Here is a 26,026-nt window from a genome sequence, read left to right on the forward strand (position 1 = left end):
GTCGCCCCCTCGAGAGGCCGAGTGGAGGTTCTGCGCAGTGGGCAACCCGGCATGGATGCCGGGTTAGCCGCCCCCGGCCATGGATGGCCGATGGCGGCGGGCCCACGGAGCAGGACCGGAGCGAGGGCATGGCGAGCATTAGCGAGCCACCGAACGAAAGGGGCAAGAGCCCTTTGGTTACTTTGGGGCTTTTCCAAAGTGACTCGCCGTAAGGGCGAAACCAATAGCCGCCGTTACCGCAAAAACGGATATGCACACAACCCAAGCCCAAAACCGAAAGCGGCAGAAAAGCGGCAGACGGCGGAAACCCGTTGCCGCTTTTCTGGCATTGCCGCCTTGCCCAAGCCCGCAAAGCCCCGGTTTACGGGCTTTTTTGAATTGGCACGCCGCTTGCTATATCCATCGTACGAAAAATCAGGTCACCCGAAGGTTTCCCGACATGAGCATCAGCTTCGATAAAGCGCTCGGTATCCACGAACAAGCCCTGGGCTTCCGCGCCCAGCGTGCCGAAGTCCTGGCCAACAACATCGCCAACGCCGACACCCCGAACTACAAGGCTCGGGATCTGGACTTCTCGAAAGTGCTCGCCGAGCAGAACGAGAAAACCAAGAGCGGCACATTCGCCTTGAACATGACCAACAACCGTCATATCGAAGCCGAAGGCATGGGCAATGGCGACGAGTCGCTGCTGTATCGCACGCCGATGCAACCGTCGATTGACCAGAACACCGTGGACGCCCAGCTGGAACAGTCGAACTACGCGGAAAACGCGATCAACTTCCAGGCCAGCTTCACCTTGCTCAACAGCAAATTCAAAGGGCTGATGTCAGCCATTCGCGGAGAGTAAGACATGTCTCTATCCAGTGTTTTCAACATTGCCGGTAGCGGCATGAGTGCGCAAACCACGCGCTTGAACACCGTGGCCTCGAACATCGCCAACGCCGAGACCGTCTCGTCGAGCATCGACCAGACCTATCGCGCACGTCATCCAGTGTTCGCCACCATGTTCCAGGGTGGGCAGAGCGGCGGCAGCGATTCGTTGTTCCAGAACCAGGACGCGGCCGGTCAGGGCGTGCAAGTGCTGGGCGTGGTCGAAGACCAGAGCAATCTGGAAGCGCGCTATGAGCCAAACCACCCGGCGGCCGACGCCAAGGGCTACGTCTACTACCCGAACGTCAACGTGGTTGAAGAAATGGCTGACATGATTTCCGCGAGCCGTTCGTTCCAGACCAACGCCGAAATGATGAACACCGCCAAAACCATGATGCAGAAGGTCCTGACCCTCGGTCAGTGATAAGGGGCGACTCAGATGAGTGTTACCGATACCACTAGCGGCATTAGCCTCAAAGACATCCTGGCCAACTCTTCGATCAAGACCAACACCAGTGCCGACGGCCTGGCGTCCGCCACGAACAGCGCCACCGGCAAAAAGGCCCTGGGCAAGGACGCGTTCCTGCAGTTGCTGGTGACACAGCTGAAGAACCAGAACCCGCTGGAGCCGCAGGACAACGGCGAGTTCGTTGCCCAGTTGGCGCAGTTCAGCAGCCTGGAAGGCATCACCACGCTCAACACCACCGTGAGTGGCCTGGCCAGCAATTACAACTCATCCCAGGCCCTGCAGGCTTCGTCGCTGGTCGGGCGTTCGGTCATCGCGCCGAGCGAGAAGGCCGTGGTCGATACCTCCAAGAGCTTCAACGGGACCATCGCGGTTCCGGCCTCGGTGGACCCGGTGAAAGTGAAGATTACCGACGCCGATGGCAAGGTCATCCGCACCATCGACCTGGGCAGCCAAAAAGCCGGCAGCGCCAGTTTCATCTGGGACGGCAAGAACGATGCAGGCGAAGTGGCCAAGGCGGGTACGTACACCTTCGGCGCCACCGCAACTTACGACGGCAAGGCGACTTCGCTGGTGACGTACCTGCCGGCGACTGTCAGCAGCGTGACCATCAGCCAGACCGGTGGTGAGTTGATGCTCAATCTCGCCGGTGGGGGCAGCATCGCCCTGTCCAAAGTACAAACAATTGGTATGTAGAGCCGACTAACACGGCACAAAGGAGTGGAATATGTCTTTCAATATCGGCCTTAGCGGTCTCTATGCAGCCAACAAACAACTGGACGTGACCGGCAACAACATCGCCAACGTCGCGACCACCGGTTTCAAATCGTCCCGTGCGGAATTCTCGGACGTTTACTCGGCCACCAAGCTGGGTTCCGGTAGCAAAACCATTGGTAACGGCGTGCGCCTGGCCAACGTTTCCCAGCAGTTCACCCAGGGCGACGTCAACAACACCGGCAACGTGCTGGACATGGGCATCAACGGTTCCGGCTTCTTCGTGCTGAACGACAACGGCTCGCTGTCCTACACCCGTGCCGGTACGTTCAAGGTCGACAAGGACGGTTACGTCACCAACACCGACGGCACTTCGCGTCTGCAAGGTTACGGCGTGGACGCCAACGGCAAGATCATCAACGGCGTGTTGACCGACCTGCGTATCGATACTTCGAACCTGGCGCCAAAAAACACCTCCACGGTGTCGTCGACGATCAACCTGAACTCCACCGCACCGGTTATCGATCAGGTTGCCACCCCGTTTGATTCGACCAAAGAAGCCACCTTCACCAAACAGTTCAGTACCCCGATTTATGACACTCAGGGTAACAAGCACGTCATGGACCAATACATGGTCAAGACCGGGGCGAACACCTGGAAAACCTACACCCTGATTGATGGTCGCAACCCGAATGGCAGCGACCCTAGTCCTACCGCGGTTCCGTTGAACCTGCCGGTCGCTTCGACCATGGTGTTCGATACCTCGGGCAATCTGGTTTCGGTTACCACTCCGGCCGTTCCGGCGCCGATCGTCAGCCCTGACCTGAGGGTCACCGGCTGGATTCCCGGTGACGTGAAAAATGGCGTGTGGACAGCGAACGGCGCTACTTCCGGCGTCGTTACGGTCTCCATGGCCAAAACCTCGCAATACAATGCTGACACCGCACGTTCGATTCCTACGCAGAACGGCTACGCCACCGGCCAGATCACCAACCTGACCATCGATGGTAGCGGTATCATGCTGGCCAACTTCAGCAACAGCCAGACCAAGGCCATCGGCCAGATCTCGCTCGCCAGCTTCACCAACGAGCAAGGTCTGCAGCCAGTAGGCGGCACCAGCTGGAAAGAAACCTACGCGTCGGGTATCCCGGGCTACGATGCGCCGAACACCGGCACCTTGGGCGAGATCCACTCCAACTCCCTGGAAGAGTCCAACGTCAACCTGACCAGCGAACTGGTCGACCTGATCAAGGCGCAGAGCAACTACCAGGCGAACGCCAAGACCATCTCGACTCAAAGCACCATCATGCAGACCATCATTCAGATGACCTGATGCTGGATAGCGCTGCATAAAAAGCCCCTCGCAAGAGGGGCTTTTTTGTGGCCGGGATTTTGTGTTGTCAGGGAGGGCCTCTTCGCGGGCAAGCCTCGCTCCTACAAAGCTCTTTGTCGTTCACAAGACCTTGTAGGAGCGAGGCTTGCCCGCGAAGGCGTCATACCGGTCACCACATTTCCATGGGCAAAAGAAAACCCCCGACCAATCCAGAGGACTGATCGGGGGTTGTCGGGTAAGCGCCTTTCAGCGCCTACCGGCTCAGCTTATTGGCAAGCTTCGCAATCCGGCTCGTCGATGGCGCAAGCCTTCGGCACTGGAGCAGGACCGGCAGGAGCTGCCAGGACCGAATCTTCACCATGGTTGCCGCCGCTGGAAACAGCGTTCAGCTTGCCGGTGTTGATGGTCGACTTCTCGGTGCTGGTCGCGGCCAGGGCACGGAGGTAGTAAGTGGTTTTCAGACCACGGTACCAGGCCATGCGGTAGGTCACGTCCAGCTTCTTGCCCGAGGCGCCGGCGATGTACAGGTTCAGCGACTGAGCCTGGTCGATCCACTTCTGACGACGGCTTGCCGCGTCGACGATCCACTTGGTGTCCACTTCGAAGGCAGTCGCGTAGAGCTCTTTGAGTTCTTGCGGGATGCGCTCGATCTGCTGCACCGAACCGTCGTAGTACTTCAGGTCGTTGATCATGACCGAGTCCCACAGGCCGCGAGCCTTCAGGTCGCGAACCAGGTACGGGTTGATCACGGTGAATTCGCCCGACAGGTTCGATTTCACGTAGAGGTTCTGGTAGGTCGGTTCGATCGACTGCGAGACGCCAGTGATGTTGGCGATGGTCGCGGTCGGTGCGATGGCCATGATGTTGGAGTTACGAATGCCTTTCTGTACACGGGCGCGAACCGGTGCCCAGTCCAGGGATTCGTTCAGGTCAACGTCGATGTACTTCTGGCCGCGCTGCTCGATCAGGATCTGTTGCGAATCCAGCGGCAGGATGCCTTTGGACCACAGGGAACCCTGGAACGTCTCGTATGCGCCGCGCTCGTCGGCCAGGTCGCAGGATGCCTGGATGGCGTAGTAGCTGACCGCTTCCATCGACTTGTCGGCGAACTCGACGGCAGCGTCGGAACCGTAAGGAATGTGCTGCAGGTACAAAGCGTCCTGGAAGCCCATGATGCCCAGACCGACCGGACGGTGCTTGAAGTTGGAGTTCTTCGCTTGTGGCACCGAGTAGTAGTTGATGTCGATAACGTTATCGAGCATGCGAACAGCGGTGTTCACGGTGCGTTCCAGCTTGGCGGTGTCCAGCTTGCCGTTGACGATGTGGTTCGGCAGGTTGATCGAGCCCAGGTTGCAAACGGCGATCTCGTCCTTGTTGGTGTTCAAGGTGATCTCGGTGCACAGGTTCGAGCTGTGGACCACGCCAACGTGCTGCTGCGGGCTGCGCAGGTTGCACGGGTCTTTGAAGGTCAGCCATGGGTGGCCGGTTTCAAACAGCATGGACAGCATTTTGCGCCACAGGTCTTTGGCCTGGATGGTCTTGAACAGCTTGACCTTGCCCGGGTACTCGGTCAGGGCTTCGTAGTACTCGTAACGCTCTTCGAAAGCCTTGCCGGTCAGGTCGTGCAGGTCCGGTACTTCGGACGGCGAGAACAGGGTCCACTTGCCGTCATCGAAGACGCGCTTCATGAACAGGTCAGGGATCCAGTTGGCGGTGTTCATGTCGTGGGTACGACGACGATCATCACCGGTGTTCTTGCGGAGTTCGATGAACTCCTCGATGTCCATGTGCCAGGTTTCCAGGTAGGCACATACAGCGCCTTTGCGCTTGCCACCCTGGTTAACGGCAACGGCGGTGTCGTTGACGACTTTCAGGAACGGAACCACGCCCTGGGATTTGCCGTTGGTGCCCTTGATGTACGAACCGAGTGCACGAACCGGGGTCCAGTCGTTGCCCAGGCCACCGGCGAATTTCGACAACATGGCGTTGTCGTGGATCGCGTGGTAGATGCCCGACAGGTCATCCGGCACGGTGGTCAGGTAGCAGCTGGACAGCTGTGGACGCAGGGTACCGGCGTTGAACAGGGTCGGAGTCGACGACATGTAGTCGAAGGACGACAACAGGTTGTAGAACTCGATCGCACGGTCTTCTTTCTGCTTCTCTTCGATCGCCAGGCCCATGGCCACGCGCATGAAGAAGATTTGCGGCAGTTCGAAGCGGATACCGTCCTTGTGGATGAAGTAACGGTCGTACAGGGTTTGCAGGCCCAGGTAGGTGAACTGCTGATCGCGCTCGTGGTTGATCGCCTTGCCGAGTTTTTCCAGGTCGAAGGTGGCCAGGACCGGGTTCAGCAATTCGAATTCGATACCCTTGGCGATGTACGCAGGCAATGCCTTGGCGTACAGGTCGACCATCTCGTGGTGGGTCGCGCTTTCGGCAACGTTCAGGAAGCTCAGGCCTTCGGCACGCAGGGTGTCCATCAGCAGGCGGGCGGTCACGAACGAGTAGTTCGGCTCACGCTCGACCAGGGTACGGGCGGTCATCACCAGGGCGGTGTTGACGTCGGTCAGGGCCACGCCGTCGTACAGGTTTTTCAGGGTTTCGCGCTGGATCAGGTCGCCGTCGACTTCTTCCAGGCCTTCGCACGCTTCAGTGACGATGGTGTTCAGGCGACCCATGTCCAGCGGTGCAAAAGTGCCGTCGGCGCGGGTGATGCGGATCGACGGGTGAGCGTTGACCGCTTCTTCTGCCGGAGCGTGGGCAGCGCGTTGTTTCGAACGACCGTCGCGGTAGATCACGTAGTCGCGAGCCACTTTCTGCTCACCGGCACGCATCAGGGCCAGTTCGACCTGGTCCTGGATTTCTTCGATGTGGATGGTGCCGCCCGACGGCATGCGACGCTTGAAGGTCGCGGTGACCTGTTCGGTCAGGCGGGCCACGGTGTCATGGATTCGCGACGAAGCGGCAGCGGTGCCGCCTTCAACTGCGAGAAACGCTTTGGTGATCGCGACGGTGATCTTGTCGTCGGTGTAAGGAACGACAGTGCCGTTACGCTTGATCACGCGCAGTTGGCCAGGCGCGGTGGCGGACAGATCCGAAGTCGAATCAGCGGCCTGCGGCAAAGTGCCCTGCGGGTTCTCGCGAGTTGTGTCGGTTTGCATGGGGGGTTGTCTCCACATTCTCTATGTTTGTTTGGGCACCATCACGGTGCCCACCGTTCCGTCCTGAAGCACTACAACCGGCTGGGCCGGGCATACCAACTTCGGGACAGATCAGGAAGGGGGCTGTTGGGGCGCCGCTTCCATGCCGAAGTCTTTGGTCCCAGGCCTTGAGCCTGACACCAGGATCCTTTTGGGTGACAGTAATCGACTGCAACACCCGTACCGTTAACGCCGTTTCCGGCTCAAAAACAGTAGCCATCCGCACGCGCGGTTTGGTCTTTCGAAAATACGTTTGGTTCAACCGGAAAGAGGCAATAAAAGCGCTTGAAATCGGTGTCCGGTTTGTGTTTGGTTTTTGGCGTAAAACCCTACATGTAGGGTTTTTTTCGCGCCGGGGTACAAGATAATGCGTTTCGGAGGGTGTTGCAACGTACTACCTGTGGATAAACCTGTGCGTAAATTGTGTGTGAAAGGTGGAACGAGCGTGTAGGCCGCGACCTAGCTGGAGCGGACTGTTTTTCACTGATTTTCAGCGATTGAAAACAGTCATTCGGATTTTTAAGGGCGCGAACCCTATCACAAAAAACCGGGTTGTCCGAACGCATTTGCCGGCTTGTGTTCTCGGCGGGCGACGTTTATACAATCGGCCGATGGTTACGCATTCTTATCCTCCCCAATCATTACAAAAAGACGGGCGGATCCTTCCTTATTAGTGTTGTTGGCAAGCAGAGGTCACCGTGGAGCAAGAAGCCTGGCAGGTATTGATAGTGGAAGACGACCAGCGTCTGGCCGAACTGACCCGCGAATACCTGGAGGCCAATGGCCTGCGTGTGTCGATCGAAGGCAACGGCGCCCTGGCGGCCGCACGCATCATCAAGGAAAAACCGGACCTGGTGATCCTCGACCTGATGCTGCCGGGCGAAGACGGCCTGAGCATTTGCCGCAAGGTCCGTGACAAGTACGACGGGCCGATCCTGATGCTCACCGCGCGTACCGATGACACCGATCAGATCCTCGGCCTCGACCTGGGCGCCGACGACTACGTCTGCAAACCGGTTCGCCCACGCCTGCTGCTGGCCCGCATCCAGGCCTTGTTGCGGCGCAGTGAAGCGCCTGAACCCGTCCCGGAAAAACAGCGGCGCCTGCAATTCGGCCCGCTGGTGGTGGACAACGCCTTGCGTGAAGCCTGGCTGCATGACAACGGCATCGAGCTGACCAGCGCCGAGTTCGACCTGCTGTGGCTGTTGGTGGCCAATGCTGGGCGCATCCTCTCTCGTGAAGAGATTTTCACCGCACTGCGCGGCATCGGCTATGACGGCCAGGACCGCTCCATCGACGTGCGCATTTCGCGCATCCGGCCGAAGATCGGCGATGACCCGGATCATCCGCGCCTGATCAAAACCATCCGCAGCAAAGGCTATCTGTTCGTGCCGGAAGCCTGCGTAGACCCGTCGCTGTGAACTCGATCTTCCTGCGCATCTATGGCGGCATGTGCGCGGCGCTGATTCTGGTGGCGGTGCTCGGCGTGCTGGCCTTGCACATGCTCAACCAGGTGCGCAGCGAGCAGTACCGCGAGCGCCTGGCCCATGGCACGTTCTCGCTGATGGCCGACAACCTGCAACCGATGAACGAAACCCAGCGTCACCGCGCCTTGCTGGTGTGGGAACGCCTGCTCGGGATTCCGTTGGCGCTGAAGACCTTCGCCCAGACCGACCTCGACCTGACTCAGCGCACCCGCGTGCTGCGCGGTCAGGCGCTGGTGGAGCAGACCGGTCCGCATGCGGCGAAGGTCTATCGACTGATCAGCGACAAGGAGCAGTTGGTGCTCACGGGGGAGGTGCAGCAGATCAGCGAGCAACTGGCCCGCGCGACCATTTACCTGCTCGCCGATGAGCTGGTGCGCGTGCCGGTGGCCGAGCAGCCCAAGCGTCTGGCGCAGTTGAAAGAAGACAAGGGGTTTGGTTTTGACTTGCGGCTGGTCACGGTCGGCGAAGCGGACATGGACGAAGACCAGAGCCGTCGGGTGGCCGAAGGCGATACGGTAATGGCGCTGGGCAAGGGCGGCGATTCGATCCGGGTGTTTGCCGGCATGGTCGGCACGCCGTGGGTGCTGGAAATCGGTCCGCTGTATCAGATGAATCCTTACCCGCCGGAGTGGCTGGTGCTGATCGCGGCGCTGGGCTTGAGCCTGATCGGGTTGATCGTCTATCTCTTGGTGCGGCAACTGGAGCGTCGTTTGCGCGGGCTCGAAGCGGCCGCCACGCGCATCGCCAAAGGCAGCCTGGAAACCCGCGTGCCGGCGCGCGGCGCCGACTCGGTGGGACGCCTGGCCTCGGCGTTCAACGGCATGGCCGAGCACTTGCAGCAGTTGCTGGCGATCCAGCGTGAACTGGTACGCGCCGTGTCCCACGAATTGCGCACGCCGGTGGCGCGGCTGCGTTTCGGCCTGGAGATGATCGGCTCGGCCACCACGCCGCAGGCGCTGGAGAAGTACCGCGAGGGCATGGATCACGACATTGAAGACCTTGATCGGCTGGTGGACGAAATGCTCACTTACGCGCGGCTGGAACAGGGTTCGCCCGCGCTGAATTTCCAGCGGATCGACCTGGATGCGCTGGTCAATCAAGTGATCGAAGAATTGGCGCCCTTGCGCGCCGACGTCACGGTGCAGCGCGGTCTGTGCCTCTCGGCCGCCGATTGCGATGATGCCTGGGTCGAGGCCGAACCCCGTTACCTGCACCGGGCGATCCAGAACCTGGTGAGCAACGCCATGCGTCATGCCTCATCGCGGGTGACCGTCAGCTATCAGGTCGGGCAGCAGCGTTGTCGAGTGGACATCGAGGACGACGGGCCGGGTGTGCCGGAATCCGCGTGGGAGAAAATCTTTACGCCGTTCCTGCGTCTCGATGACAGCCGAACCCGTGCTTCGGGCGGGCATGGGTTGGGGCTGTCGATCGTGCGGCGGATCATCCATTGGCATGACGGGCGAGCGTTGATCAGCAAGAGCAAGAGCCTGGGTGGGGCGTGTTTCAGTTTGAGTTGGCCGCGCAATCAGGAGAAGCGTTGAGATTTTTGTTGTCCCGGAAATCGCCTTCGCGGGCAAGCCTCGCTCCTACAGGGAATGCGATCCTGTAGGAGCGAGGCTTGCCCGCGAAGAGGCCCTGTCCGACACCAAAAATCCTCAGGCCTTGATACTCACCAAACTCAACAACTGCCCATCCTTAACCCCGAACTGCGCATCCAGCTCGGTGCCATGGCGCCATTCACTGGAAAGATCCGTCAGCATTCGCAACCGCACCTCACCCGCTTCGGACCACTCCAACACCTCGGCATGCTCGAAGTAGAAGCGCTGCTGAACAATCGGATACAGCGCCTTGAACAGACTCTCCTTCACCGAAAACGTCAGCGTCACCAGCAGCGCCAGTTGATCGCGATGGCCTGCCGCCATGCGTTGTAACTCCGGCGGGGTGAGAATTTCCCCGGCCAGGCGCTCGGCCCGTTCAGGGTTGAGCAGGTTTTCCAGGTCCATCCCCAGGCCGCGCCAGTGGGTTTTCTGCGCGACAATCGCCGCAGCGCGGCCGGTGCTGTGGGTGATCGAGCCGCAGATGTGCGCGGGCCAGACCGGCGCCCGGTCTTCGCCAATGGCCGGGGTAAAATTCAGCCCTTCCAATCGCTGCAACGCGGCGCGAGCGCAAACCCGGCCGGCGAGAAACTCGGCCTGACGCTTGGCCACCGAACGCCGGATGGTCGCAGGCGGCTCGATGGCGCTGCGCTGAAAGTCATCGGCGGCCAGTTGCGAGGTGTTGAAGTGCGTGCTCAGCAGCACCGTATCGGGCAACACGAACGGCAGCGGCCAATGGGCATCGAGTGGGGTGCAGCAGGCGGGCAGGGCGGGGACGGGATTCATGTCGGGCATTTTGCCGGGTTGCCTTGAAGCTGGGTAGCCCTGACGTCAGACCGCGTTATCGTTCTTCGCGGGCAAGCCTCGCTCCTACAGGATTGCGTTGTTCCATGTAGGAGCGAGGCTTGCCCGCGAAGGCCGCGCCGCGGTCTACCTGCTCAACCAAATATCTTCTTGAAGAATGCCTGCATATCCGCCCACGATTTTTCATCCGCCGCCTTGTTGTAACCAATATCCGGCCCACCATGATCGCCATGGCTCAAGCGATCCGCATCCGGATTGCTGAACCCATGCTTGGCGCCCTCAAGGTTGACGAATTGATAATCGGCCCCGGCCTTGTCCATTTCCGCCTTGAACGCCGCGACGTTTTCCGCCGTCACCATGCTGTCCAGCGCGCCATGCTCCACGAGGATTTTCGCCTTCACGCTGCCCGGTGTTGCAGGCGCTTTGGTCGCCAGCGCCCCGTGGAAACTCACCACGCCCGCCAGCGGCAAGCCCTGACGTGCCGCGTTCAGCACCACGCTGCCGCCAAAGCAGTAACCAATCGCGGCGATTTTATCCGGATCGGTTTGCGGCTGTTTCTTCAACAGATCCAGCCCGGCCTGAAACCGCGCACTGGCGGCGGCGCTGTCCTTGATCGCCGCTTGCATGAACGCCATGGCGTCCTTGGGGTGTTCGGTGTTTTTGCCGTCGCCATACATGTCGATGGCCAAGGCGCTGTAGCCCAGACCGGCGAGGTCACGGGCGCGGCGCTTGGCGTAGTCATTGAGGCCCCACCACTCGTGAACCACCACAACGCCAGGGCGGGGGCCTTTAACTGCGTCGTCGTAAGCGTAATACCCGATCAGTTTGGTGCCGTCGGGGCTTTGATAAGGGATTTCCTGGGCCTTGATGGCCGCCTGGCTGAGCCCGCTCACGGCCAGCAAGAACAGGGCAAGGAATATACGCATGGTCGGATCTCCTGCAAAAAAGTCGTCAACACAGCCTAGTCGATCTGGTTCAGCTCGGGTTCAGAGTACGTTCAGGGGGAGTTCAGGGGCCGGTGCGTAATGTAGCGCCGTACCCAAAGCATCTGCGCATGAGGACATTTTCCTATGACTGGCTTTAAAAACCTGCTGCTGGCATTCACCGTTTTGAGCGCGAGCACTGCGGCGTTCGCTTCCGACGATAATGTCGCCAGCCTTGCTCTTGGGAAGACCGGCGAGCGACCCAAAAAGTCCCTCACCCTGCACAGCATCGGCACGAACGGCGTGATCAGTCATGACAGTGCCTGGGGCGCGCAGTTGGGCCGCCCGAACCCTCAGGCCGATTACTGCGCTGCTTACGCGAACGTGTCGGTCTTTCACAATGGCATTAAACTCCGTCAGGAGAACCTCATGGGCCGCTATGATCTGTCTTGAAATACGCCGTTGCACCTCTGGAGAGGTTGAATTGCCCGGGAGAGCGTTATGAAATTGCTGGTCGTCGAAGATGAAGCGCTGTTGCGCCATCACCTGCAAACCCGCCTGACGGACAGTGGCCACGTGGTCGAGTCCGTGGCCAACGCCGAGGAGGCGCTGTACCAGACCGAGCAATTCAACCATGACCTGGCGGTGATCGACCTCGGCCTGCCCGGCATGGGCGGGCTCGACCTGATCCGTCAACTGCGCTCGCGGGGCAAGACCTTCCCGATCCTGATCCTCACCGCGCGCGGCAACTGGCAGGACAAGGTCGAAGGCCTCGCTGCCGGCGCCGACGATTACGTGGTCAAGCCGTTCCAGTTCGAAGAGCTGGATGCGCGCCTGAATGCCTTGCTGCGTCGTTCCAGCGGTTTCACCCAGTCAACCATCGTCGCCGGGCCGCTGCTGCTCGACCTCAATCGCAAGCAGGCGTCCCTCGATGAACAACCGCTGGCGCTGACTGCCTACGAGTACCGGATCCTCGAATACCTGATGCGCCATCATCAGCAAGTGGTGGCCAAGGACCGCTTGATGGAGCAGCTCTACCCGGATGACGACGAGCGCGATCCGAACGTGATCGAAGTGCTGGTCGGCCGCTTGCGCCGCAAACTCGAAGGCCCGGCCGGCTTCAAGCCGATCGACACCGTGCGGGGCCTCGGCTACCTGTTCAATGAGCGCTGCACTTGATTCGTTCGCTTCGTGTCCGTTTGATGCTCGCCGCCACGATCCTGGCGGTGTTGTTCATGCTGGCGTTGCTGCCGGCGATGCAGGGCGCGTTCAGCCTGGCGTTGCAGGATTCCATCGAGCAGCGCCTGGCGTCGGACGTCACCACGCTGATTTCCGCCGCCCGGGTCGAGGGGAACCACTTGCAGATGCCGGCGCAGTTGCCGGACGAGCGTTTCAACCTCACCGACAGCCGTTTGCTCGGCTACATCTATGACCGTGAAGGTCACCTGGTCTGGCGCTCGAAGGGTACTCAGGAAGAGGACATCAACTACAAACCGCGTTACGACGGGCGCGGTAACGAGTTCGCGAGGATCAGCGAAGCCAATGGCCAGGAATTCTTCGTCTATGACGTCGAAGTCAAACTGCTCGGCGGCAAAAGCGCGGCGTTCAGCATCGTCGCGCTGCAACCGGTGCGCGAGTACGAAGACACCCTCGAAGGTCTGCGGGAAAATCTCTATCTGGGTTTCGGCGCCGCTTTGTTGGTGCTGCTGGCGTTGCTGTGGATCGGCCTGACCTGGGGCTTGCAGGCGTTGCGCCGACTCAGTCAGGAGCTCGACGAAATCGAAAGCGGCACCCGCGAAAGCCTCAGCGAACAACACCCGCGTGAATTGCTGCGCCTGACCGGCTCGCTCAACCGCTTGCTGCACAGCGAGCGCGAACAGCGCAGCCGCTATCGCGATTCTCTCGGCGACCTGGCGCACAGCCTGAAAACCCCGTTGACCGTGCTGCAAGGCGTCAGCGAAGACATGGCGCAACGCCCGGCGGATCGCGATCAGGCCTGGGTGCTGCAAACCCAGATCGAGCGCATGAGCCAGCAGATCAGCTATCAGTTGCAGCGCGCCAGCCTGCGCAAAAGCGGCCTGGTGCGCCATCAGGTGCGGTTGCGTCCGGTGCTGAAAAGCCTCTGCGACACGCTGGACAAGGTCTACCGCGACAAACGTGTACGGGTGGCCTTCGATCTGCCGGAGCAATGCTACGTGCCGATCGAGCAGGGCGCCTTGCTGGAAATGATGGGCAACCTGCTGGAAAACGCCTATCGCCTGTGCCTGGGCGAAGTGCGCATCAGCGTGCGCGAAACCTTGAGCGGGGTCGAATTGTGCGTCGAGGACGACGGGCCGGGTGTGCCACCGGATCAGCGCGCGCGGATTCTGCAGCGCGGCGAACGGCTGGACCGTCAGCACCCGGGGCAGGGGATCGGGTTGGCGGTGGTCAAGGACATCATCGAGAGTTACAACGCGAAACTGACCCTGGGCGATTCGCCGATGGGCGGCGCGGCGTTCCGGATTCATTTTCCGGTGGTTTGACCGGGAGTTTGAAGGTGTTCAATCGGGCCTCTTCGCGGGCAAGCCTCGCTCCTACAGGAATGCGCTTTCCTGTAGGAGCGAGGCTTGCCCGCGAAGGGGCCGGTGAAGTCACCGCAACAATCAATTCTCCTGCGCGCGGTAGGCTCCGGGTGTAAGCCCGGTCCATTTCTTGAACGCCCGATGAAACGCCGAAGGCTCGGAAAACCCCAGCTGCTCGGCAATCTGTTGCAACGACAGGTCCGCACGCCCCAGATGATAAATCGCAATGTCCCGGCGCAACTGATCCTTCAACTCCTGAAAACTCGAACCCTCTTCGCGCAAATGCCGGCGTAGCGTCTGCGGGCTGATGTGCAGGTGCGCGGCCACCGCTTCCAGGTCCGGCCAGCGCGCACTGTCGCGGCTGAGCAAGCGGCGCAACTGGCTGCTCAGGCTGTCGCCGTCATCCGGGCGCGACAACAGGTCGGCGGGGGAGTGTTCGAGGAAATGCTTGAGGGTCCGCTCGTCCTGCAGCAACGGCATGTTCAGGTAGCGACTGTGGAACAGCAGGCTGCTCTGCGCCGCTGAAAACTCCATCGGGCAGGGGAACAGCAACTCGTATTCCGCGCCGTGCTCGGGCTTCGGGTAGCTGAACGTCGCTTGTTCCAGGCGGATGCGCTGGCCGATCAGCCAACTGCCGAGGCGATGCCAGACCATCAACTGGCTCTCGGTGAGGAAATGGTCCGGGTCCTGAAACTGCGAATCGTCCAGGCTCAGGCGGATCATTTCGTTTTCGCGGGTCAGGGTCAGGCGCGGGCCGCCGGGGAACAGGCTATAAAACAACAAGCCGCGATGCAGTGCCTTATCGAGATTGCGACAGTGAATCACCGCGTGGCACATCATCGCGAAACTGCCGGTTTTACTCGGGACCGGCCCGAAGCCCAGGTACTCGTCGTCGAGTGCCAGCCACAATCCCTGGATCAAACGAGTGAACTGCTCAGGCGCAATGCGCGCACGCGGTTCTTCCAGCAGCTCGGGGCTGATGCCGAGTTGTTGCAACAGGTTTGAACAGTCATGACCCAGCCGACGCGCGCCACCGAGGGCGGCACGGGCGAAATGGCTGGCGATGGTACGTTCGCGCATAGAAGGCAGGTCCGTCTATTGAACGACGGATGGTAGTCGTCGGGTCAGGCAATGGACAAGGCGGATATCCGCCAAATTGCAGGACGAGGTTTGGCGGATGGGCGGAAATCCGCCACTGTTTTATAGCGCACCCACGGCACGTTGAACCTGTAACCCCTGATGTCAAAAGGCTCGCAGCGGGTTTTGCAAAAGTGGCACGCCGCTTGCGATACAACGAGCAGATGCCTGCCGTCGTGCAGCTCGAAAAAACAAATCCCTCCAGTGCAGGAGGGTTCGCAATTCAGGTGTCGTGGGCAACAGATGGATGTTGTTAGCGCGCACTCTTGAGGAACTTTGCAATGACGACTCGTCAGCCACTGTACAAATCCCTGTATTTCCAGGTGATCGTTGCCATCGCCATCGGCATCCTGCTTGGTCACTTCTACCCGCAGACCGGTGTGGCCCTCAAGCCGCTGGGTGACGGGTTCATCAAACTGATCAAAATGGTCATCGCGCCAATCATCTTCTGTACGGTCGTCAGCGGTATCGCCGGCATGCAGAACATGAAATCGGTCGGCAAGACCGGCGGTTATGCGCTGCTGTACTTCGAAATCGTTTCCACTATTGCCTTGCTGATCGGTCTGGTCGTGGTCAACGTCGTGCAACCGGGCGCCGGCATGCACATCGACGTAACGACTCTGGACACCAGCAAAATCGCTGGCTTCATCTCGGCCGGTAAAGACCAGAGCATCGTCGCCTTTATCCTCAATGTTATTCCGAACACCATCGTCGGCGCTTTCGCCAACGGCGATATCCTGCAAGTTCTGATGTTCTCGGTGATCTTCGGTTTCGCCCTGCATCGCCTGGGTGCGTACGGCAAGCCGGTCCTGGACTTTATCGATCGCTTCGCCCACGTGATGTTCAACATCATCAACATGATCATGAAGCTCGCGCCGGTCGGTGCCTTCGGTGCCATGGCCTTCACCATTGGTGCTTACGGTGTTGGCTCGCTGGTACAGCTTGGTCAGCTGATGATCTGCTTCTACATCACCTGCATCCTGTTTGTGGTTCTGGTATTGGGCGCCATCTGCCGCGTGCATGGTTTCAGCGTACTCAAGCTGATCCGCTACATCCGTGAAGAACTGCTGATCGTACTGGGCACTTCCTCGTCGGAATCGGCTCTGCCACGCATGCTGATCAAAATGGAACGCCTGGGTGCGGATAAATCGGTAGTGGGTCTGGTGATCCCGACTGGTTACTCCTTCAACCTCGACGGTACTTCGATCTACCTGACCATGGCGGCTGTGTTTATCGCTCAGGCGACTGATACGCCGATGGACCTCACTCACCAGATCACCTTGCTGCTGGTGCTGCTGTTGTCCTCCAAAGGTGCGGCAGGTGTGACCGGTAGTGGTTTCATCGTGCTGGCAGCCACCCTGTCGGCCGTGGGTACTCTGCCAGTAGCCGGCCTGGCGCTGATCCTCGGTATCGACCGCTTCATGTCCGAAGCCCGTGCGCTGACCAACCTCGTTGGTAATGCCGTTGCGACCCTGGTCGTGGCCAAGTGGGTGAAAGAGCTGGACGAAGACAAGCTGCAAGTCGAGCTGGCTTCCGGCGGTCGCGGTATCTCCGATGAACGTGAAGTAGACGACCTGGGTGTGGCCGAAGGCCCAACCCCAAGCAACGTCAAGTAACACGCGTTGTCATGAAAAAACCCGCTTCGGCGGGTTTTTTCATGCCTGGAATTTGAGCGTAACGGTCACAGTTGCTGACACATCAGGTGATTGCTGCAACGCGATTGGCTGCCTAGGCTGGAGGCATCGAATACGGAGATCGCTCATGCCCGGCCCATTGGCATCACTCAAGGTTCTGGATTTCTCGACACTGTTGCCGGGGCCGTTCGCCTCGCTGTTATTGGCTGACATGGGCGCCGAGGTCTTGCGCATCGAATCGCCGACCCGCATGGACCTGTTGCGCGTGCTGCCGCCCCATGACCAAGGCGTGTCGGCCAGCCACGCGTACCTCAATCGCAACAAGCGCAGCCTGGCGCTGGACCTCAAGCAGCCCGAGGCGCTGGCGGTGATCAAGCAACTGGTGCAGGACTACGACATCGTCCTGGAACAATTCCGCCCTGGTGTCATGGAACGATTGGGCCTGGGGTATGAAGCGTTGAAAGCCATCAACCCAAAGCTGATCTACGTGTCGATCACTGGATACGGGCAAACCGGCCCCTACAAGGATCGCGCCGGCCACGACATCAATTACCTGGCGTTGGCGGGGCTGGCGAGCTACACCGGCCGCGCCGACAACGGCCCGCTGCCCTTGGGCGTGCAAGTGGCGGATGTCGCCGGCGGTTCGCTGCACGGCGTCATCGGCCTGCTGGCGGCGGTGATCGCCCGGCAACAAAGCGGGTTGGGGCAGCATCTGGATGTGAGCATGACCGACTGCGCATTCAGCCTGAACGCCATGGCCGGGGCAGGGTACCTGGCCTGTGGCGAGGAGCCGGGCCGGGAAAACCAGATGCTCAACGGCGGCAGCTTCTACGACTATTACCGTTCGCGGGATGGCCGCTGGTTATCGGTGGGTAGCCTGGAGCCGCCGTTCATGAAGCAACTGTGCACGGCACTGGGGCTGGAGGAGTTGGCGGCGTTGGGCCTGTCACCTCAGCCTGCCCAGCAAAAGAAGCTAAAGGACGCGCTGCAGACTGAATTCGAGAAACACGACTTTGCCGAATTGTGCGCACTGTTTGCCGAGCTCGATGCGTGTGTCGAGCCGGTGCTGACCTTGGGTGAGGCGGTTCGGCATCCGCAGTTGCAGGCGCGGGAATTGGTGACCGACGTGCCGCGAGGGGATGGCACGAGCCAGGCGCAGATGGCGTGTCCGTTGAAGTTCTCGGATGGGTTGCCCGAGCCTCGGCATATCGGTGCGGCGCTGGGTGAGCATACGGATCAGGTGTTGGGGGAGTTGGGGTTTAGTTCGCTGCGAATTGAAGAATTGCGGCGTGCCAAGGTGATTCTCTAGCGCCTGACCCGGCCTCTTCGCGGGCAAGCCTCGCTCCTACAGGTGATTTCGATGCTTCTGTAGGAGCGAGGCTTGCCCGCGAAGGGGCCCACCAAAACACAACAAATCGGACTACTCGACCCGCATCTCCCCACTGAACACCAACGTGCTCCGACACCGCCGACACAAATACCGCCGCCCCTGCCGCACCAGGCTGTGGCGCTGCGCCGAAAACGGGAAATCACTGTCGGCGCACGGGCATTTGTAGATATAGCGCGTCACGCTGCGACGCTTGACGTCGTAGGTGTGGCAGCGATTGGGCGGCAGTTCGTACACGCCACGCATGATCAGTTGCCACTCTTCGCCGTGGGGCTGGATGCGATCGCCAAACAGCTGATGAGCGATCAGGTGGGCGACTTCATGAGCCACGGTCTGCTTGAGGAAGTCTTCAGTGTTTTCGCGGTACAGCTGCGGATTGAAGCGCAGCAGGTTCTCGTGCAGATGCGCGACACCGGCTTTCTGCCCGCGCAGCTTGAGGCTCACCACGGGGCGTTTGAAGGTTCGTTTGAAAAAGGATTCGGCTTGTTGGTAACAGTCTTCGACGCGGGTATTGAGTTGCTCGGGCATGCTTGATGGATCTCCAGAGACGTCGAGTATGCCGCAACGCTCGGGCCTTGCGAATCGCCAGGGCGCCGAATGGTCGTTACCCCCACATTGAAAGGCCGCCTTGCGGCGGCCTGTATTGGCAGATCTTGATTTTGGGTGGCAAGCGTAACTAGTTCGTGTAGACCGGCCCCACGCCGAGTCCCCAGACAATGACAGTGAATGCCATGATCGCCACCAGTACGACTAAACCGACGGCGAGCACCGAACTTGAAAATAGAAATCCCTCGTCAGATGGAATGTTCATGAAAGTTGGAAGCCCCACATACAGCAGGTACACCGTGTAGCAGATGGCCGCCGTCCCGACGATCATCCCCAGCCACATGTGTGGGTACAGTGCCGCAAGGCCGCCTATGAACAGCGGGGTCGCGGTGTAGGTCGCAAACGCAACGCAACGTGCCAGACTCGGGTTGGCGTCATAGGTGCGGGCCATCCAGTGGATGAACGCGCCCATTACGGCAACGCCGCCGAGCATCGCCACGTACGACATGATCGTCATCCATAGCGCGCTTTCCTGCGTCAGCATCACCGGTGCCCGGCTGCCAATTACCCAGCCGACCTGCGTGGTGCCGATAAACGCCGACACGGCGGGGATCGCCGCCAGAATCAGCGTGTGGGTCAGGTACATGTGGCTGATGCTTTCCTCTTGGTCGCCACGGATTTCTTTCCATTCCTGGTCGGGGTGGGTGAAGAGCCCCACTACGTGATGGATCATGCCAGTCACTCCTCTTGTTTTTACCGTCGCCCCCCAGTGGAGCGCCTACAGGCCAAAGTGGCCAAGTAAGTAAAGGTCTGGATATGTGTGCGACCTTATGACGCAGTATAGAAAGGTCTTAACCCCGCAGGTTGTAGGGCGTTAGAGCAAATCGCGCTGTAAACAAGGCTGTTAATCGCCGCTGGGACTGTCAACCACAATCCCCTGTGGGAGCGAGACCGGCTTGCCGGCGATGGCGGTGTATCAGGCATGACTGTTTGGACTGACACACCGCCATCGCCGGCAAGCCGGTCTCGCTCCTACAGGAGATAGGGGGCTCTTCGCCGGCGAGGGGTTTTTGCGTAAAATGCCGGCCTTTCGTCACACCTCACGGATCTCGCGTCATGGGCACTCTCACGGTCAACCAGAACAAACTGCAAAAGCGCCTTCGCCGTCAGGCCGGTGAGGCTGTCGCCGATTTCAACATGATTGAAGACGGTGACAAGGTCATGGTCTGCCTGTCCGGCGGCAAGGACAGCTACACCATGCTCGACGTGCTGATGCATTTGCAGAAGGTCGCGCCGATCAAGTTCGAGATCGTGGCCGTGAACATGGACCAGAAACAGCCGGGTTTCCCTGAGGACGTGCTGCCGGCGTACCTCAAAACCCTGGGCATCGAATACCACATCGTCGAGAAAGACACGTACTCGGTGGTCAAGGAGCTGATTCCGGAAGGCAAGACCACCTGCTCGCTGTGCTCGCGCCTGCGTCGCGGCACGCTCTACACCTTTGCCGACGAAATCGGCGCGACCAAAATGGCCCTCGGTCACCACCGCGACGACATCGTCGAAACGTTCTTCCTCAATATGTTCTTCAACGGCTCGCTCAAGGCTATGCCGCCGAAGCTGCGCGCCGACGACGGCCGCAACGTGGTGATCCGCCCGTTGGCCTACTGCAACGAAAAAGACATCCAGGCCTACTCGGACCTCAAGCAATTCCCGATCATCCCGTGCAACCTCTGCGGTTCCCAGGAAAACCTGCAACGTCAGGTGGTCAAGGAAATGCTGCAGGAATGGGAGCGCAAGACGCCGGGCCGCACCGAAAGCATTTTCCGCAGCTTGCAGAACGTGATCCCGTCGCAATTGGCGGACCGCAACCTGTTCGACTTCACCAACCTGCGGATCGACGAAACCGCCATGTCGCGGTTCGTTAACGTAGTAAATCTCTAAACACCATCACTGTGGGAGCCAGCCTGCTGGCGATAGCGGTAAGTCAGACGTTGACTGACCCACCGCTATCGCCAGCAGGCTGGCTCCCACATTGGTCTACTCACTGACTCCTCAGGAGAGGGCATGCGCGATTACAAGTGGCTGCACGAATACTGTCTGAACCGCTTCGGTTCCGCAGCCGAACTGGAAGCCCATCTGCCCGTTCCGAAGACTGCGGCGCAATTGCGCGATATCAGCGACGATCGCTACCTCTCGACCATGGCGCTGCGTGTGTTCCGCGCCGGGCTCAAGCACAGCCTGGTGGACGCCAAGTGGCCGGCCTTCGAAGAAGTGTTCTTCAAGTTCGACCCGGAAAAAGTCGTGCTGATGAGCGCCGAACACCTTGAACGCCTGATGCAGGACGCGCGGATCATCCGCCACCTGGGCAAGCTCAAGAGCGTGCCGCGCAATGCGCAGTTCGTGCTGGACGTGGCCCATGAGAAAGGCAGCTTTGGCGAGTTGATCGCCGATTGGCCGGTGACCGATATCGTCGGCTTGTGGACCTACCTGAAAAAACACGGTCATCAATTGGGTGGCTTGTCGGCGCCGCGCTTCCTGCGCATGGTCGGCAAGGACACCTTTGTGCCGAGTTATGACGTGGTGGCGGCGCTGAATGCGCAGAAGATCGTCGACAAAGTGCCCACCAGCCTGCGGGACCTGGCCACGGTGCAGGGCGTGTTCAACCAGTGGCATGAAGAAAGCGGCGGTCGGCCGATGAGCCAGATCTCGATGATGCTGGCGTACACCGCCAACCATTGATATCGAGTGATGCCCTTCGCGGGCAAGCCTCGCTCCTACAAGAGCACCATACGGACCTGTAGGAGCGAGGCTTGCCCGCGAAGGGGGCCGATCAGGCGACGGAAATCTCGCCCTCGCCAGCCAGTTTACGATTCAACTGAAACCGCCACCGCACATACAACAGCGCCGAGCAGAACACCGCCAGGCTCGCACCCATTTCCAGCAAACCGAAAAGCTGCCGGTTCGGGTCATACGCCGCCAGTGCGCCCTTGATGAAATACAGGTTCACCACAAAACACATCCACGAATGCCCGCGCGCGCTGCCGACGATCATCCCCGGCGCCAGCAACAGCAGCGGCACCAGTTCGATCAGCAGAATCACCCACGGCCGCGCGCCATGCAGGTCGGCGACCACCAGGTAATAAGCGCAGAGCAATCCCACCAGGCCGAAGTAGCACAGCAGACTGATGACGCGCATCGCCCGAACCCGTGGTTCGAGCCATTCAATGGAAGGCAGGATCTTCGGCTTTTTCGCCATCTCAGCTCACCAACTTTTGTGCGGTCTTTGCCAGGCGCAGACCCAAGGCCCGGCACAGCGCCACTTCATGTTCATTCAAGCCGCTTTTGCCATCGGCGCCGGCGTGATGACTGGCGCCATAAGGCGTGCCGCCGCCACGGGTTTCCAGCAACGCGGACTCGCTGTACGGCAGGCCGGTGATCAGCATGCCGTGGTGCAGCAGCGGCAACATCATCGACAGCAGCGTGGTTTCCTGACCGCCGTGCAGGCTCGCGGTGGAGGTGAAAACCCCGGCCGGTTTGCCGACGAGGGCGCCGGTCAGCCACAGGTTGCTGGTGCCGTCGAGGAAGTATTTGAGCGGTGCGGCCATGTTGCCGAAACGCGTCGGGCTGCCGAGGGCCAGGCCTGCGCAGTTCTTCAGGTCGTCGAGGCTGGCGTACAGCGCGCCTTCGTCCGGAATGTCCGGCGACACTGCTTCGCACTCGGTGGAAATCGCCGGCACGGTGCGCAGGCGCGCTTCCATCCCGGACTGCTCGACACCACGGGCGATCTGCCGCGCCATTTCATTGGTCGAACCGCTGCGGCTGTAATACAGAACCAGAATGTACGGCGCGCTCACGGCAGCAACTCCAGCACGTTCTCCGGCGGACGGCCGATGACGGCTTTGTCGCCGACTTCGAGAATCGGTCGCTCCATCAGTTTCGGGTGCGCAGCGATGGCGGCGATCAATTGCGCCTCGCTCAGGCTGGTGTCGGCGAGGTTGAGGGTCTTGTACTCGTCCTCGCCGGTGCGCAGCAATTGCCGGGCGCCGAGGCCGAGCTTTTTCAGCAGGCTCTGCAATTGCGCGGCGTCGAGCGGGGTCTCGAGGTAGCGCACCACGGTCGGCGTCAGGCCACGGGCTTCGAGCAGTTCGAGCGCACCGCGGGATTTCGAGCAGCGCGGGTTGTGATAAAGCGTCAGATCGGTCATGTGCGGGTCGCATCTTGCGTAAGGTGACGGCTATTCTAACTGTGCAGCGCGTAATCCAGAACCTTGGGAGGCGATGGGTCGCAGGCGCATTCAATTTTGAACAAGGATCACGACATGACAAGGCGATTGGCAGCGGCATTGGCGATCATCGGTGCGCTGATGTTGGGGGGCTGCGGCAATGACTATGGCATCGATCAGAACGGCCAAAAAGTCGCCGCCGAACGTCTGGACAAACAATGGCTGGTGCTTAATTACTGGGCCGAATGGTGCGGCCCGTGCCGAACCGAGATCCCGGAATTGAACGGGCTGGCCGAGCAGTTGAAGGACAAGAAGATCGGTGTGTTCGGGGTCAACTTCGACAACGTGCAGGGCGAAGAGCTGAAAAGCGCCAGCGAGAAACTGGGGATCAGGTTCACCGTATTGGCTTCGGATCCGGCGGAGCTGTTTGAACTGCCGCGCAGCGAGGCGTTGCCGGTGACGTACATCATCGATAACAAGGGCAAGGTGCGGGAACAGTTGATGGGTGAGCAGACAGCGGCGGGGCTGATGGCGAAGCTTGAGGCGCTAAAAGCAACGAACTGATTCACACGGACCTGTAGGAGCCGGCTTGCTGGCGATGGCGGTGAATCAGTCAGCATTTATGTCGCCTGACACACCGCTATCGCCAGCAAGCCGGCTCCTACAGGGGAAATCGTATCAGGCGACATCAATGGTGATTGGCCCGCCGTTGTCGCCGGCAAGGGTTCAGCCTTCTTCAAGCCACCAACGCAGTGGCTTGCCTTCGGCCGGCCAGAAGCGCATCTGGTCGATCGGCGAAACATCCCAGCGCTGCACGTTTTCCAGGGCCTGGAGGAAGCGCTTTTCCTGTTCCATCAACGCCGGCGCGCACAGTTTGCGCGTGCTGCCGACCTTGCCGAAACTCAGCTTGTCGTCTTCGAGCGTATACGGTGCGAACCAGTGGTTGCAGCCGCCGTTGCCATAGGCCCGGCCATCTTCGCCGAGGGTGACGGTCAGGTGGCTGTAATCCATCAGCGGGCGTTCGCCGATCCATTCCAGAATGTAGCTGCGGTTCTGCTGCAATTTTACCGGCTCGGCGGCACAGCCCAGCAGGCTGGCGCCGACCATTGCGGTCAGAGCAAGGCGTTTCATCACGCAGGCTCCTGGCATTTCGGGCACAGGTGCTTCTCACCGACGGCGGTCCAGCCCAACTCGGCAATCCGCGCGGTGGCGGCAGGCTTTTCAGCCTTGTTACCCAGTTTGGCGTCGACCGCGAACTCGAAGCTCAGCTCTTTGGCGCAGCTGTCGCAGTTGACTTTCCAGGTGTGGATCGCCAGTTCACCGAACACCGGGCCACTGGCCACCGCGACCCATTGGCCGGGCGGGTTGATCAGGTGGCGAACCGTTTCGACGGTCAGGCGCATGGACAAGTCCTTGGCGCCTTTGAGGGTCACGACCAGCACGTCATTGTTGCGAATCGAGCCGCCGTTGCCGGTGACTTGATAACGCCCCGGCACGAGGGCGCGGCATTCGGTGAGGGTGTGTTGCGGGTTCATCAGGTTATAGCGGAAATCGTGTTCGACCATGGGTCCTCCAAATATGCGCGGTATGCTAGCACGGGCCTGCACGCAGCATTGCGCAAGCAGATGACCTTCGATCAGGTTCAAATGACCTGCCGACTCATGGCAAACTGCCGCTTTTGCATTTCTAAGGAACGGACATGGCGTTAATCGAATGTTTTGAGTGCAAGCAACGCATCAGTTCAACGGCGCCTGCTTGTGTTCATTGCGGTGCGCCGACACGAGAGGCGCAAGCGGCAACGTCGAAGGCGCCACTGTCTTTCGGACGTTTACCGCAAGACGAGAGCGTGGCCAAGGTTTCGCCGGCCGCGTTCGGGCGTAAACGCAAAGCCGGCGGCGAGGCCGCGGTTCCTGCTCCGACGCTCAACGGTTCGCGTCCGGTGGAGCTGTGGCTGAAACTGATGATTTTCTTTCTGCCACCGTTTTTTGTCTGGTTCCTGCTGCGTCCCGGGCATTCAACAGGCCAACGCTTGCTCGGTTTTGGCTGGCTGGCCTTGATGATCCTGTTGTCCAAGGCCTGATCCGCTCAGCCCTCGACCTGATTTTGCGGTGTGCCGGCCGCCCAGGCTGCAATGTTCTGCAACGTCGTCGCGGCAATTGCACCCAGGGCTTCACGGGTCAGGAAGGCCTGATGCGCGGTGACGATCACGTTCGGGAAGGTCAGCAGGCGCGCCAGCACATCGTCCTGCAGCGGCAGGTCGGAACGGTCCTCGAAGAACAGCTGCGCCTCTTCTTCATACACATCCAGCCCCAGATAACCGAGTTGGCCGTCTTTCAGCGCGTCGATCAGCGCCGGCGTGTCCACCAGACCACCGCGACCGGTATTGATCAGCATGGCGCCGGCTTGCATGTGCGCCAGTGACTCGCGGTTGATCAGGTGTTTGCTCTGCTCATTGAGCGGGCAGTGCAGGCTGATGATCTGCGATTCGGCCAGCAGCTCGGGCAAACTCAAATAACGTGCGCCGAGGGCTTCGACTTGTGGATTGGGGTAAGGATCATAGGCCAGTAGCCGGCAGCCGAAACCGTTCATGATTTTCGCGAAGGTCGCGCCGATTTGCCCGGTGCCGACCACGCCGACCGTTTTGCCCACCAGGTCGAACCCCGTCAGCCCGTGGAGGCTGAAATCCCCTTCGCGGGTGCGGTTGTAGGCACGGTGCAAACGACGGTTGAGCGCCAGGATCAGCGCCACCGCGTGTTCGGCCACCGCGTGGGGCGAGTAGGCCGGAACCCGCACAATCGACAACCCCAGGCGCTTCGCCACCGTCAGGTCGACATGGTTGTAGCCGGCCGAGCGCAGGGCAATCAGGCGTGTGCCGCCCGCTGCCAGACGTTCGAGCACCGGGGCGCTGAGGTCGTCATTGATAAAGGCACAGACCACTTCGTGATGTTCCGCCAGCGCTGCCGTGTCGAGGCTGAGTCGCGCCGATTGAAAGTGCAGCTCGATGCCGGCAGGGAGGTCGGCACCGAGAAAACTGTCGCGGTCGTAGGTCTGGCTGCTGAAAAGAATGGTGCGCATGGCGTCCTCCTGGAAAAAACACGCGGTATGCCTGTTGCCGAAAACTTCAGGCCCGCCCGGATCCCCCGTAGG

27 protein-coding genes are annotated in these 26,026 nt (G+C 60.3%); 15 read left to right on the forward strand and 12 right to left on the reverse strand.

Annotation, left to right across the window (positions count from 1 at the left end):
- Nucleotides 1-439: 439 nt before the first annotated feature.
- The 4 genes from flgB to flgE are packed head-to-tail and all read left to right on the forward strand — an operon-like array spanning nucleotide 440 to nucleotide 3,383.
- A complete protein-coding gene (gene flgB / locus KGA82_RS11020) occupies nucleotides 440-847 on the forward strand; it encodes a flagellar basal body rod protein FlgB (protein WP_008041767.1) in 408 nt (135 codons plus the stop codon).
- Nucleotides 848-850: 3 nt separating this feature from the next.
- Complete coding sequence (gene flgC / locus KGA82_RS11025; RefSeq protein WP_007937507.1) at nucleotides 851-1,294, forward strand: flagellar basal body rod protein FlgC; 444 nt, start codon at nucleotides 851-853, stop codon at nucleotides 1,292-1,294.
- A 15-nt stretch (nucleotides 1,295-1,309) separates the two neighbouring features.
- Nucleotides 1,310-2,032, forward strand: a complete 723-nt coding sequence (gene flgD, locus KGA82_RS11030; protein WP_223436517.1) for a flagellar hook assembly protein FlgD — start codon at nucleotides 1,310-1,312, stop codon at nucleotides 2,030-2,032.
- Nucleotides 2,033-2,063: 31 nt separating this feature from the next.
- Nucleotides 2,064-3,383, forward strand: a complete 1,320-nt coding sequence (gene flgE / locus KGA82_RS11035) for a flagellar hook protein FlgE (RefSeq protein WP_223450347.1) — start codon at nucleotides 2,064-2,066, stop codon at nucleotides 3,381-3,383.
- A 266-nt stretch (nucleotides 3,384-3,649) separates the two neighbouring features.
- Here flgE and KGA82_RS11040 read toward each other — a convergent pair whose 3' ends face one another.
- On the reverse strand, nucleotides 3,650-6,544 hold the full coding sequence (locus KGA82_RS11040) for a ribonucleoside-diphosphate reductase subunit alpha (RefSeq protein ID WP_008029373.1): 2,895 nt from the start codon (nucleotides 6,542-6,544) through the stop codon (nucleotides 3,650-3,652).
- A 737-nt stretch (nucleotides 6,545-7,281) separates the two neighbouring features.
- On the opposite strand from KGA82_RS11040, the gene KGA82_RS11045 reads away from it, so the two are divergent.
- Together KGA82_RS11045 and KGA82_RS11050 are read left to right on the forward strand one after the other, a co-directional pair.
- Entirely contained in the window at nucleotides 7,282-8,004 is a 723-nt protein-coding gene (locus KGA82_RS11045; protein WP_008041764.1) for a response regulator, read from the forward strand.
- Nucleotides 8,001-9,611: an ATP-binding protein gene (locus tag KGA82_RS11050; protein WP_008041763.1), complete on the forward strand. Its 1,611-nt coding sequence runs from the start codon at nucleotides 8,001-8,003 to the stop codon at nucleotides 9,609-9,611. The genes KGA82_RS11045 and KGA82_RS11050 overlap by 4 nt, the downstream gene beginning before the upstream one ends.
- A gap of 114 nt (nucleotides 9,612-9,725) precedes the next feature.
- Here KGA82_RS11050 and KGA82_RS11055 read toward each other — a convergent pair whose 3' ends face one another.
- Nucleotides 9,726-10,451: a 4'-phosphopantetheinyl transferase gene (locus tag KGA82_RS11055; RefSeq protein WP_223450348.1), complete on the reverse strand. Its 726-nt coding sequence runs from the start codon at nucleotides 10,449-10,451 to the stop codon at nucleotides 9,726-9,728.
- A gap of 152 nt (nucleotides 10,452-10,603) precedes the next feature.
- Nucleotides 10,604-11,395, reverse strand: a complete 792-nt coding sequence (locus tag KGA82_RS11060; protein ID WP_223450349.1) for a dienelactone hydrolase family protein — start codon at nucleotides 11,393-11,395, stop codon at nucleotides 10,604-10,606.
- A gap of 144 nt (nucleotides 11,396-11,539) precedes the next feature.
- Between KGA82_RS11060 and KGA82_RS11065 the strand changes: the two genes are divergently transcribed.
- From KGA82_RS11065 to KGA82_RS11075, 3 genes are read left to right on the forward strand one after another with little or no spacing between them, the layout of a single operon-like run.
- Nucleotides 11,540-11,845 carry a hypothetical protein gene (locus tag KGA82_RS11065; RefSeq protein ID WP_223450350.1) on the forward strand — a complete coding sequence of 102 codons (306 nt, stop codon included), beginning with the start codon at nucleotides 11,540-11,542 and terminating at the stop codon, nucleotides 11,843-11,845.
- Between the two features lie 48 nt (nucleotides 11,846-11,893).
- Nucleotides 11,894-12,571, forward strand: a complete 678-nt coding sequence (locus KGA82_RS11070; RefSeq protein ID WP_008029360.1) for a response regulator — start codon at nucleotides 11,894-11,896, stop codon at nucleotides 12,569-12,571.
- The gene (locus tag KGA82_RS11075; RefSeq protein WP_223450351.1) at nucleotides 12,568-13,914 is read left to right on the forward strand and encodes an ATP-binding protein; all 1,347 of its coding nucleotides are present in this window, start codon (nucleotides 12,568-12,570) and stop codon (nucleotides 13,912-13,914) included. The genes KGA82_RS11070 and KGA82_RS11075 overlap by 4 nt, the downstream gene beginning before the upstream one ends.
- 120 nt (nucleotides 13,915-14,034) lie before the next feature.
- Here the strand turns inward: KGA82_RS11075 and KGA82_RS11080 are convergent, their stop codons facing one another.
- Complete coding sequence (locus tag KGA82_RS11080) at nucleotides 14,035-15,033, reverse strand: AraC family transcriptional regulator (RefSeq protein WP_008029356.1); 999 nt, start codon at nucleotides 15,031-15,033, stop codon at nucleotides 14,035-14,037.
- A gap of 338 nt (nucleotides 15,034-15,371) precedes the next feature.
- Between KGA82_RS11080 and KGA82_RS11085 the strand changes: the two genes are divergently transcribed.
- Together KGA82_RS11085 and KGA82_RS11090 are read left to right on the forward strand one after the other, a co-directional pair.
- A complete protein-coding gene (locus KGA82_RS11085; RefSeq protein ID WP_223450352.1) occupies nucleotides 15,372-16,706 on the forward strand; it encodes a dicarboxylate/amino acid:cation symporter in 1,335 nt (444 codons plus the stop codon).
- Nucleotides 16,707-16,851: 145 nt separating this feature from the next.
- Nucleotides 16,852-18,033, forward strand: coding sequence for a CaiB/BaiF CoA transferase family protein (locus tag KGA82_RS11090; RefSeq protein ID WP_223450353.1), 1,182 nt, complete (start codon nucleotides 16,852-16,854; stop codon nucleotides 18,031-18,033).
- A gap of 111 nt (nucleotides 18,034-18,144) precedes the next feature.
- Here the strand turns inward: KGA82_RS11090 and KGA82_RS11095 are convergent, their stop codons facing one another.
- Both KGA82_RS11095 and KGA82_RS11100 read right to left on the reverse strand, forming a co-directional pair.
- Nucleotides 18,145-18,639, reverse strand: a complete 495-nt coding sequence (locus KGA82_RS11095; protein ID WP_008029350.1) for a SprT family zinc-dependent metalloprotease — start codon at nucleotides 18,637-18,639, stop codon at nucleotides 18,145-18,147.
- Between the two features lie 148 nt (nucleotides 18,640-18,787).
- Nucleotides 18,788-19,390: a Yip1 family protein gene (locus KGA82_RS11100; protein ID WP_008029348.1), complete on the reverse strand. Its 603-nt coding sequence runs from the start codon at nucleotides 19,388-19,390 to the stop codon at nucleotides 18,788-18,790.
- Between the two features lie 383 nt (nucleotides 19,391-19,773).
- Between KGA82_RS11100 and ttcA the strand changes: the two genes are divergently transcribed.
- Together ttcA and KGA82_RS11110 are read left to right on the forward strand one after the other, a co-directional pair.
- Nucleotides 19,774-20,598: a tRNA 2-thiocytidine(32) synthetase TtcA gene (gene ttcA / locus KGA82_RS11105; RefSeq protein ID WP_008029346.1), complete on the forward strand. Its 825-nt coding sequence runs from the start codon at nucleotides 19,774-19,776 to the stop codon at nucleotides 20,596-20,598.
- 123 nt (nucleotides 20,599-20,721) lie between these two features.
- On the forward strand, nucleotides 20,722-21,396 hold the full coding sequence (locus KGA82_RS11110) for a DNA-3-methyladenine glycosylase I (RefSeq protein WP_008029344.1): 675 nt from the start codon (nucleotides 20,722-20,724) through the stop codon (nucleotides 21,394-21,396).
- Between the two features lie 91 nt (nucleotides 21,397-21,487).
- On the opposite strand, the gene KGA82_RS11115 is transcribed toward KGA82_RS11110, so the two are convergent.
- Genes KGA82_RS11115 through arsC form a run of 3 tightly spaced genes read right to left on the reverse strand, consistent with a single transcriptional unit; the run spans nucleotide 21,488 to nucleotide 22,861 of the window.
- Nucleotides 21,488-21,913, reverse strand: coding sequence for a DUF2069 domain-containing protein (locus KGA82_RS11115; protein WP_008029342.1), 426 nt, complete (start codon nucleotides 21,911-21,913; stop codon nucleotides 21,488-21,490).
- 1 nt (nucleotide 21,914) lies between these two features.
- Nucleotides 21,915-22,511 (reverse strand): NAD(P)H:quinone oxidoreductase, encoded by a 597-nt coding sequence (wrbA, locus tag KGA82_RS11120; RefSeq protein WP_008011647.1) that lies wholly within the window; start codon nucleotides 22,509-22,511, stop codon nucleotides 21,915-21,917.
- A complete protein-coding gene (arsC, locus tag KGA82_RS11125; protein WP_223450354.1) occupies nucleotides 22,508-22,861 on the reverse strand; it encodes an arsenate reductase (glutaredoxin) in 354 nt (117 codons plus the stop codon). The genes wrbA and arsC overlap by 4 nt, the downstream gene beginning before the upstream one ends.
- Before the next feature lie 114 nt (nucleotides 22,862-22,975).
- Between arsC and KGA82_RS11130 the strand changes: the two genes are divergently transcribed.
- On the forward strand, nucleotides 22,976-23,443 hold the full coding sequence (locus KGA82_RS11130) for a TlpA disulfide reductase family protein (RefSeq protein WP_192227942.1): 468 nt from the start codon (nucleotides 22,976-22,978) through the stop codon (nucleotides 23,441-23,443).
- A 162-nt stretch (nucleotides 23,444-23,605) separates the two neighbouring features.
- On the opposite strand, the gene KGA82_RS11135 is transcribed toward KGA82_RS11130, so the two are convergent.
- Nucleotides 23,606-24,010: an META domain-containing protein gene (locus KGA82_RS11135; protein WP_192227941.1), complete on the reverse strand. Its 405-nt coding sequence runs from the start codon at nucleotides 24,008-24,010 to the stop codon at nucleotides 23,606-23,608.
- Nucleotides 24,010-24,444, reverse strand: a complete 435-nt coding sequence (locus KGA82_RS11140) for a hypothetical protein (RefSeq protein WP_008029332.1) — start codon at nucleotides 24,442-24,444, stop codon at nucleotides 24,010-24,012. The genes KGA82_RS11135 and KGA82_RS11140 overlap by 1 nt, the downstream gene beginning before the upstream one ends.
- A gap of 134 nt (nucleotides 24,445-24,578) precedes the next feature.
- On the opposite strand from KGA82_RS11140, the gene KGA82_RS11145 reads away from it, so the two are divergent.
- On the forward strand, nucleotides 24,579-24,959 hold the full coding sequence (locus tag KGA82_RS11145; RefSeq protein WP_223450355.1) for a hypothetical protein: 381 nt from the start codon (nucleotides 24,579-24,581) through the stop codon (nucleotides 24,957-24,959).
- Nucleotides 24,960-24,964: 5 nt separating this feature from the next.
- Here the strand turns inward: KGA82_RS11145 and KGA82_RS11150 are convergent, their stop codons facing one another.
- The gene (locus tag KGA82_RS11150; RefSeq protein ID WP_223450356.1) at nucleotides 24,965-25,954 is read right to left on the reverse strand and encodes a 2-hydroxyacid dehydrogenase; all 990 of its coding nucleotides are present in this window, start codon (nucleotides 25,952-25,954) and stop codon (nucleotides 24,965-24,967) included.
- Nucleotides 25,955-26,026: the final 72 nt, after the last annotated feature.

Origin of the sequence: Pseudomonas sp. BF-RE-22 (assembly GCF_019956155.1) — a bacterium.
Classification (GTDB): domain Bacteria; phylum Pseudomonadota; class Gammaproteobacteria; order Pseudomonadales; family Pseudomonadaceae; genus Aquipseudomonas; species Aquipseudomonas migulae.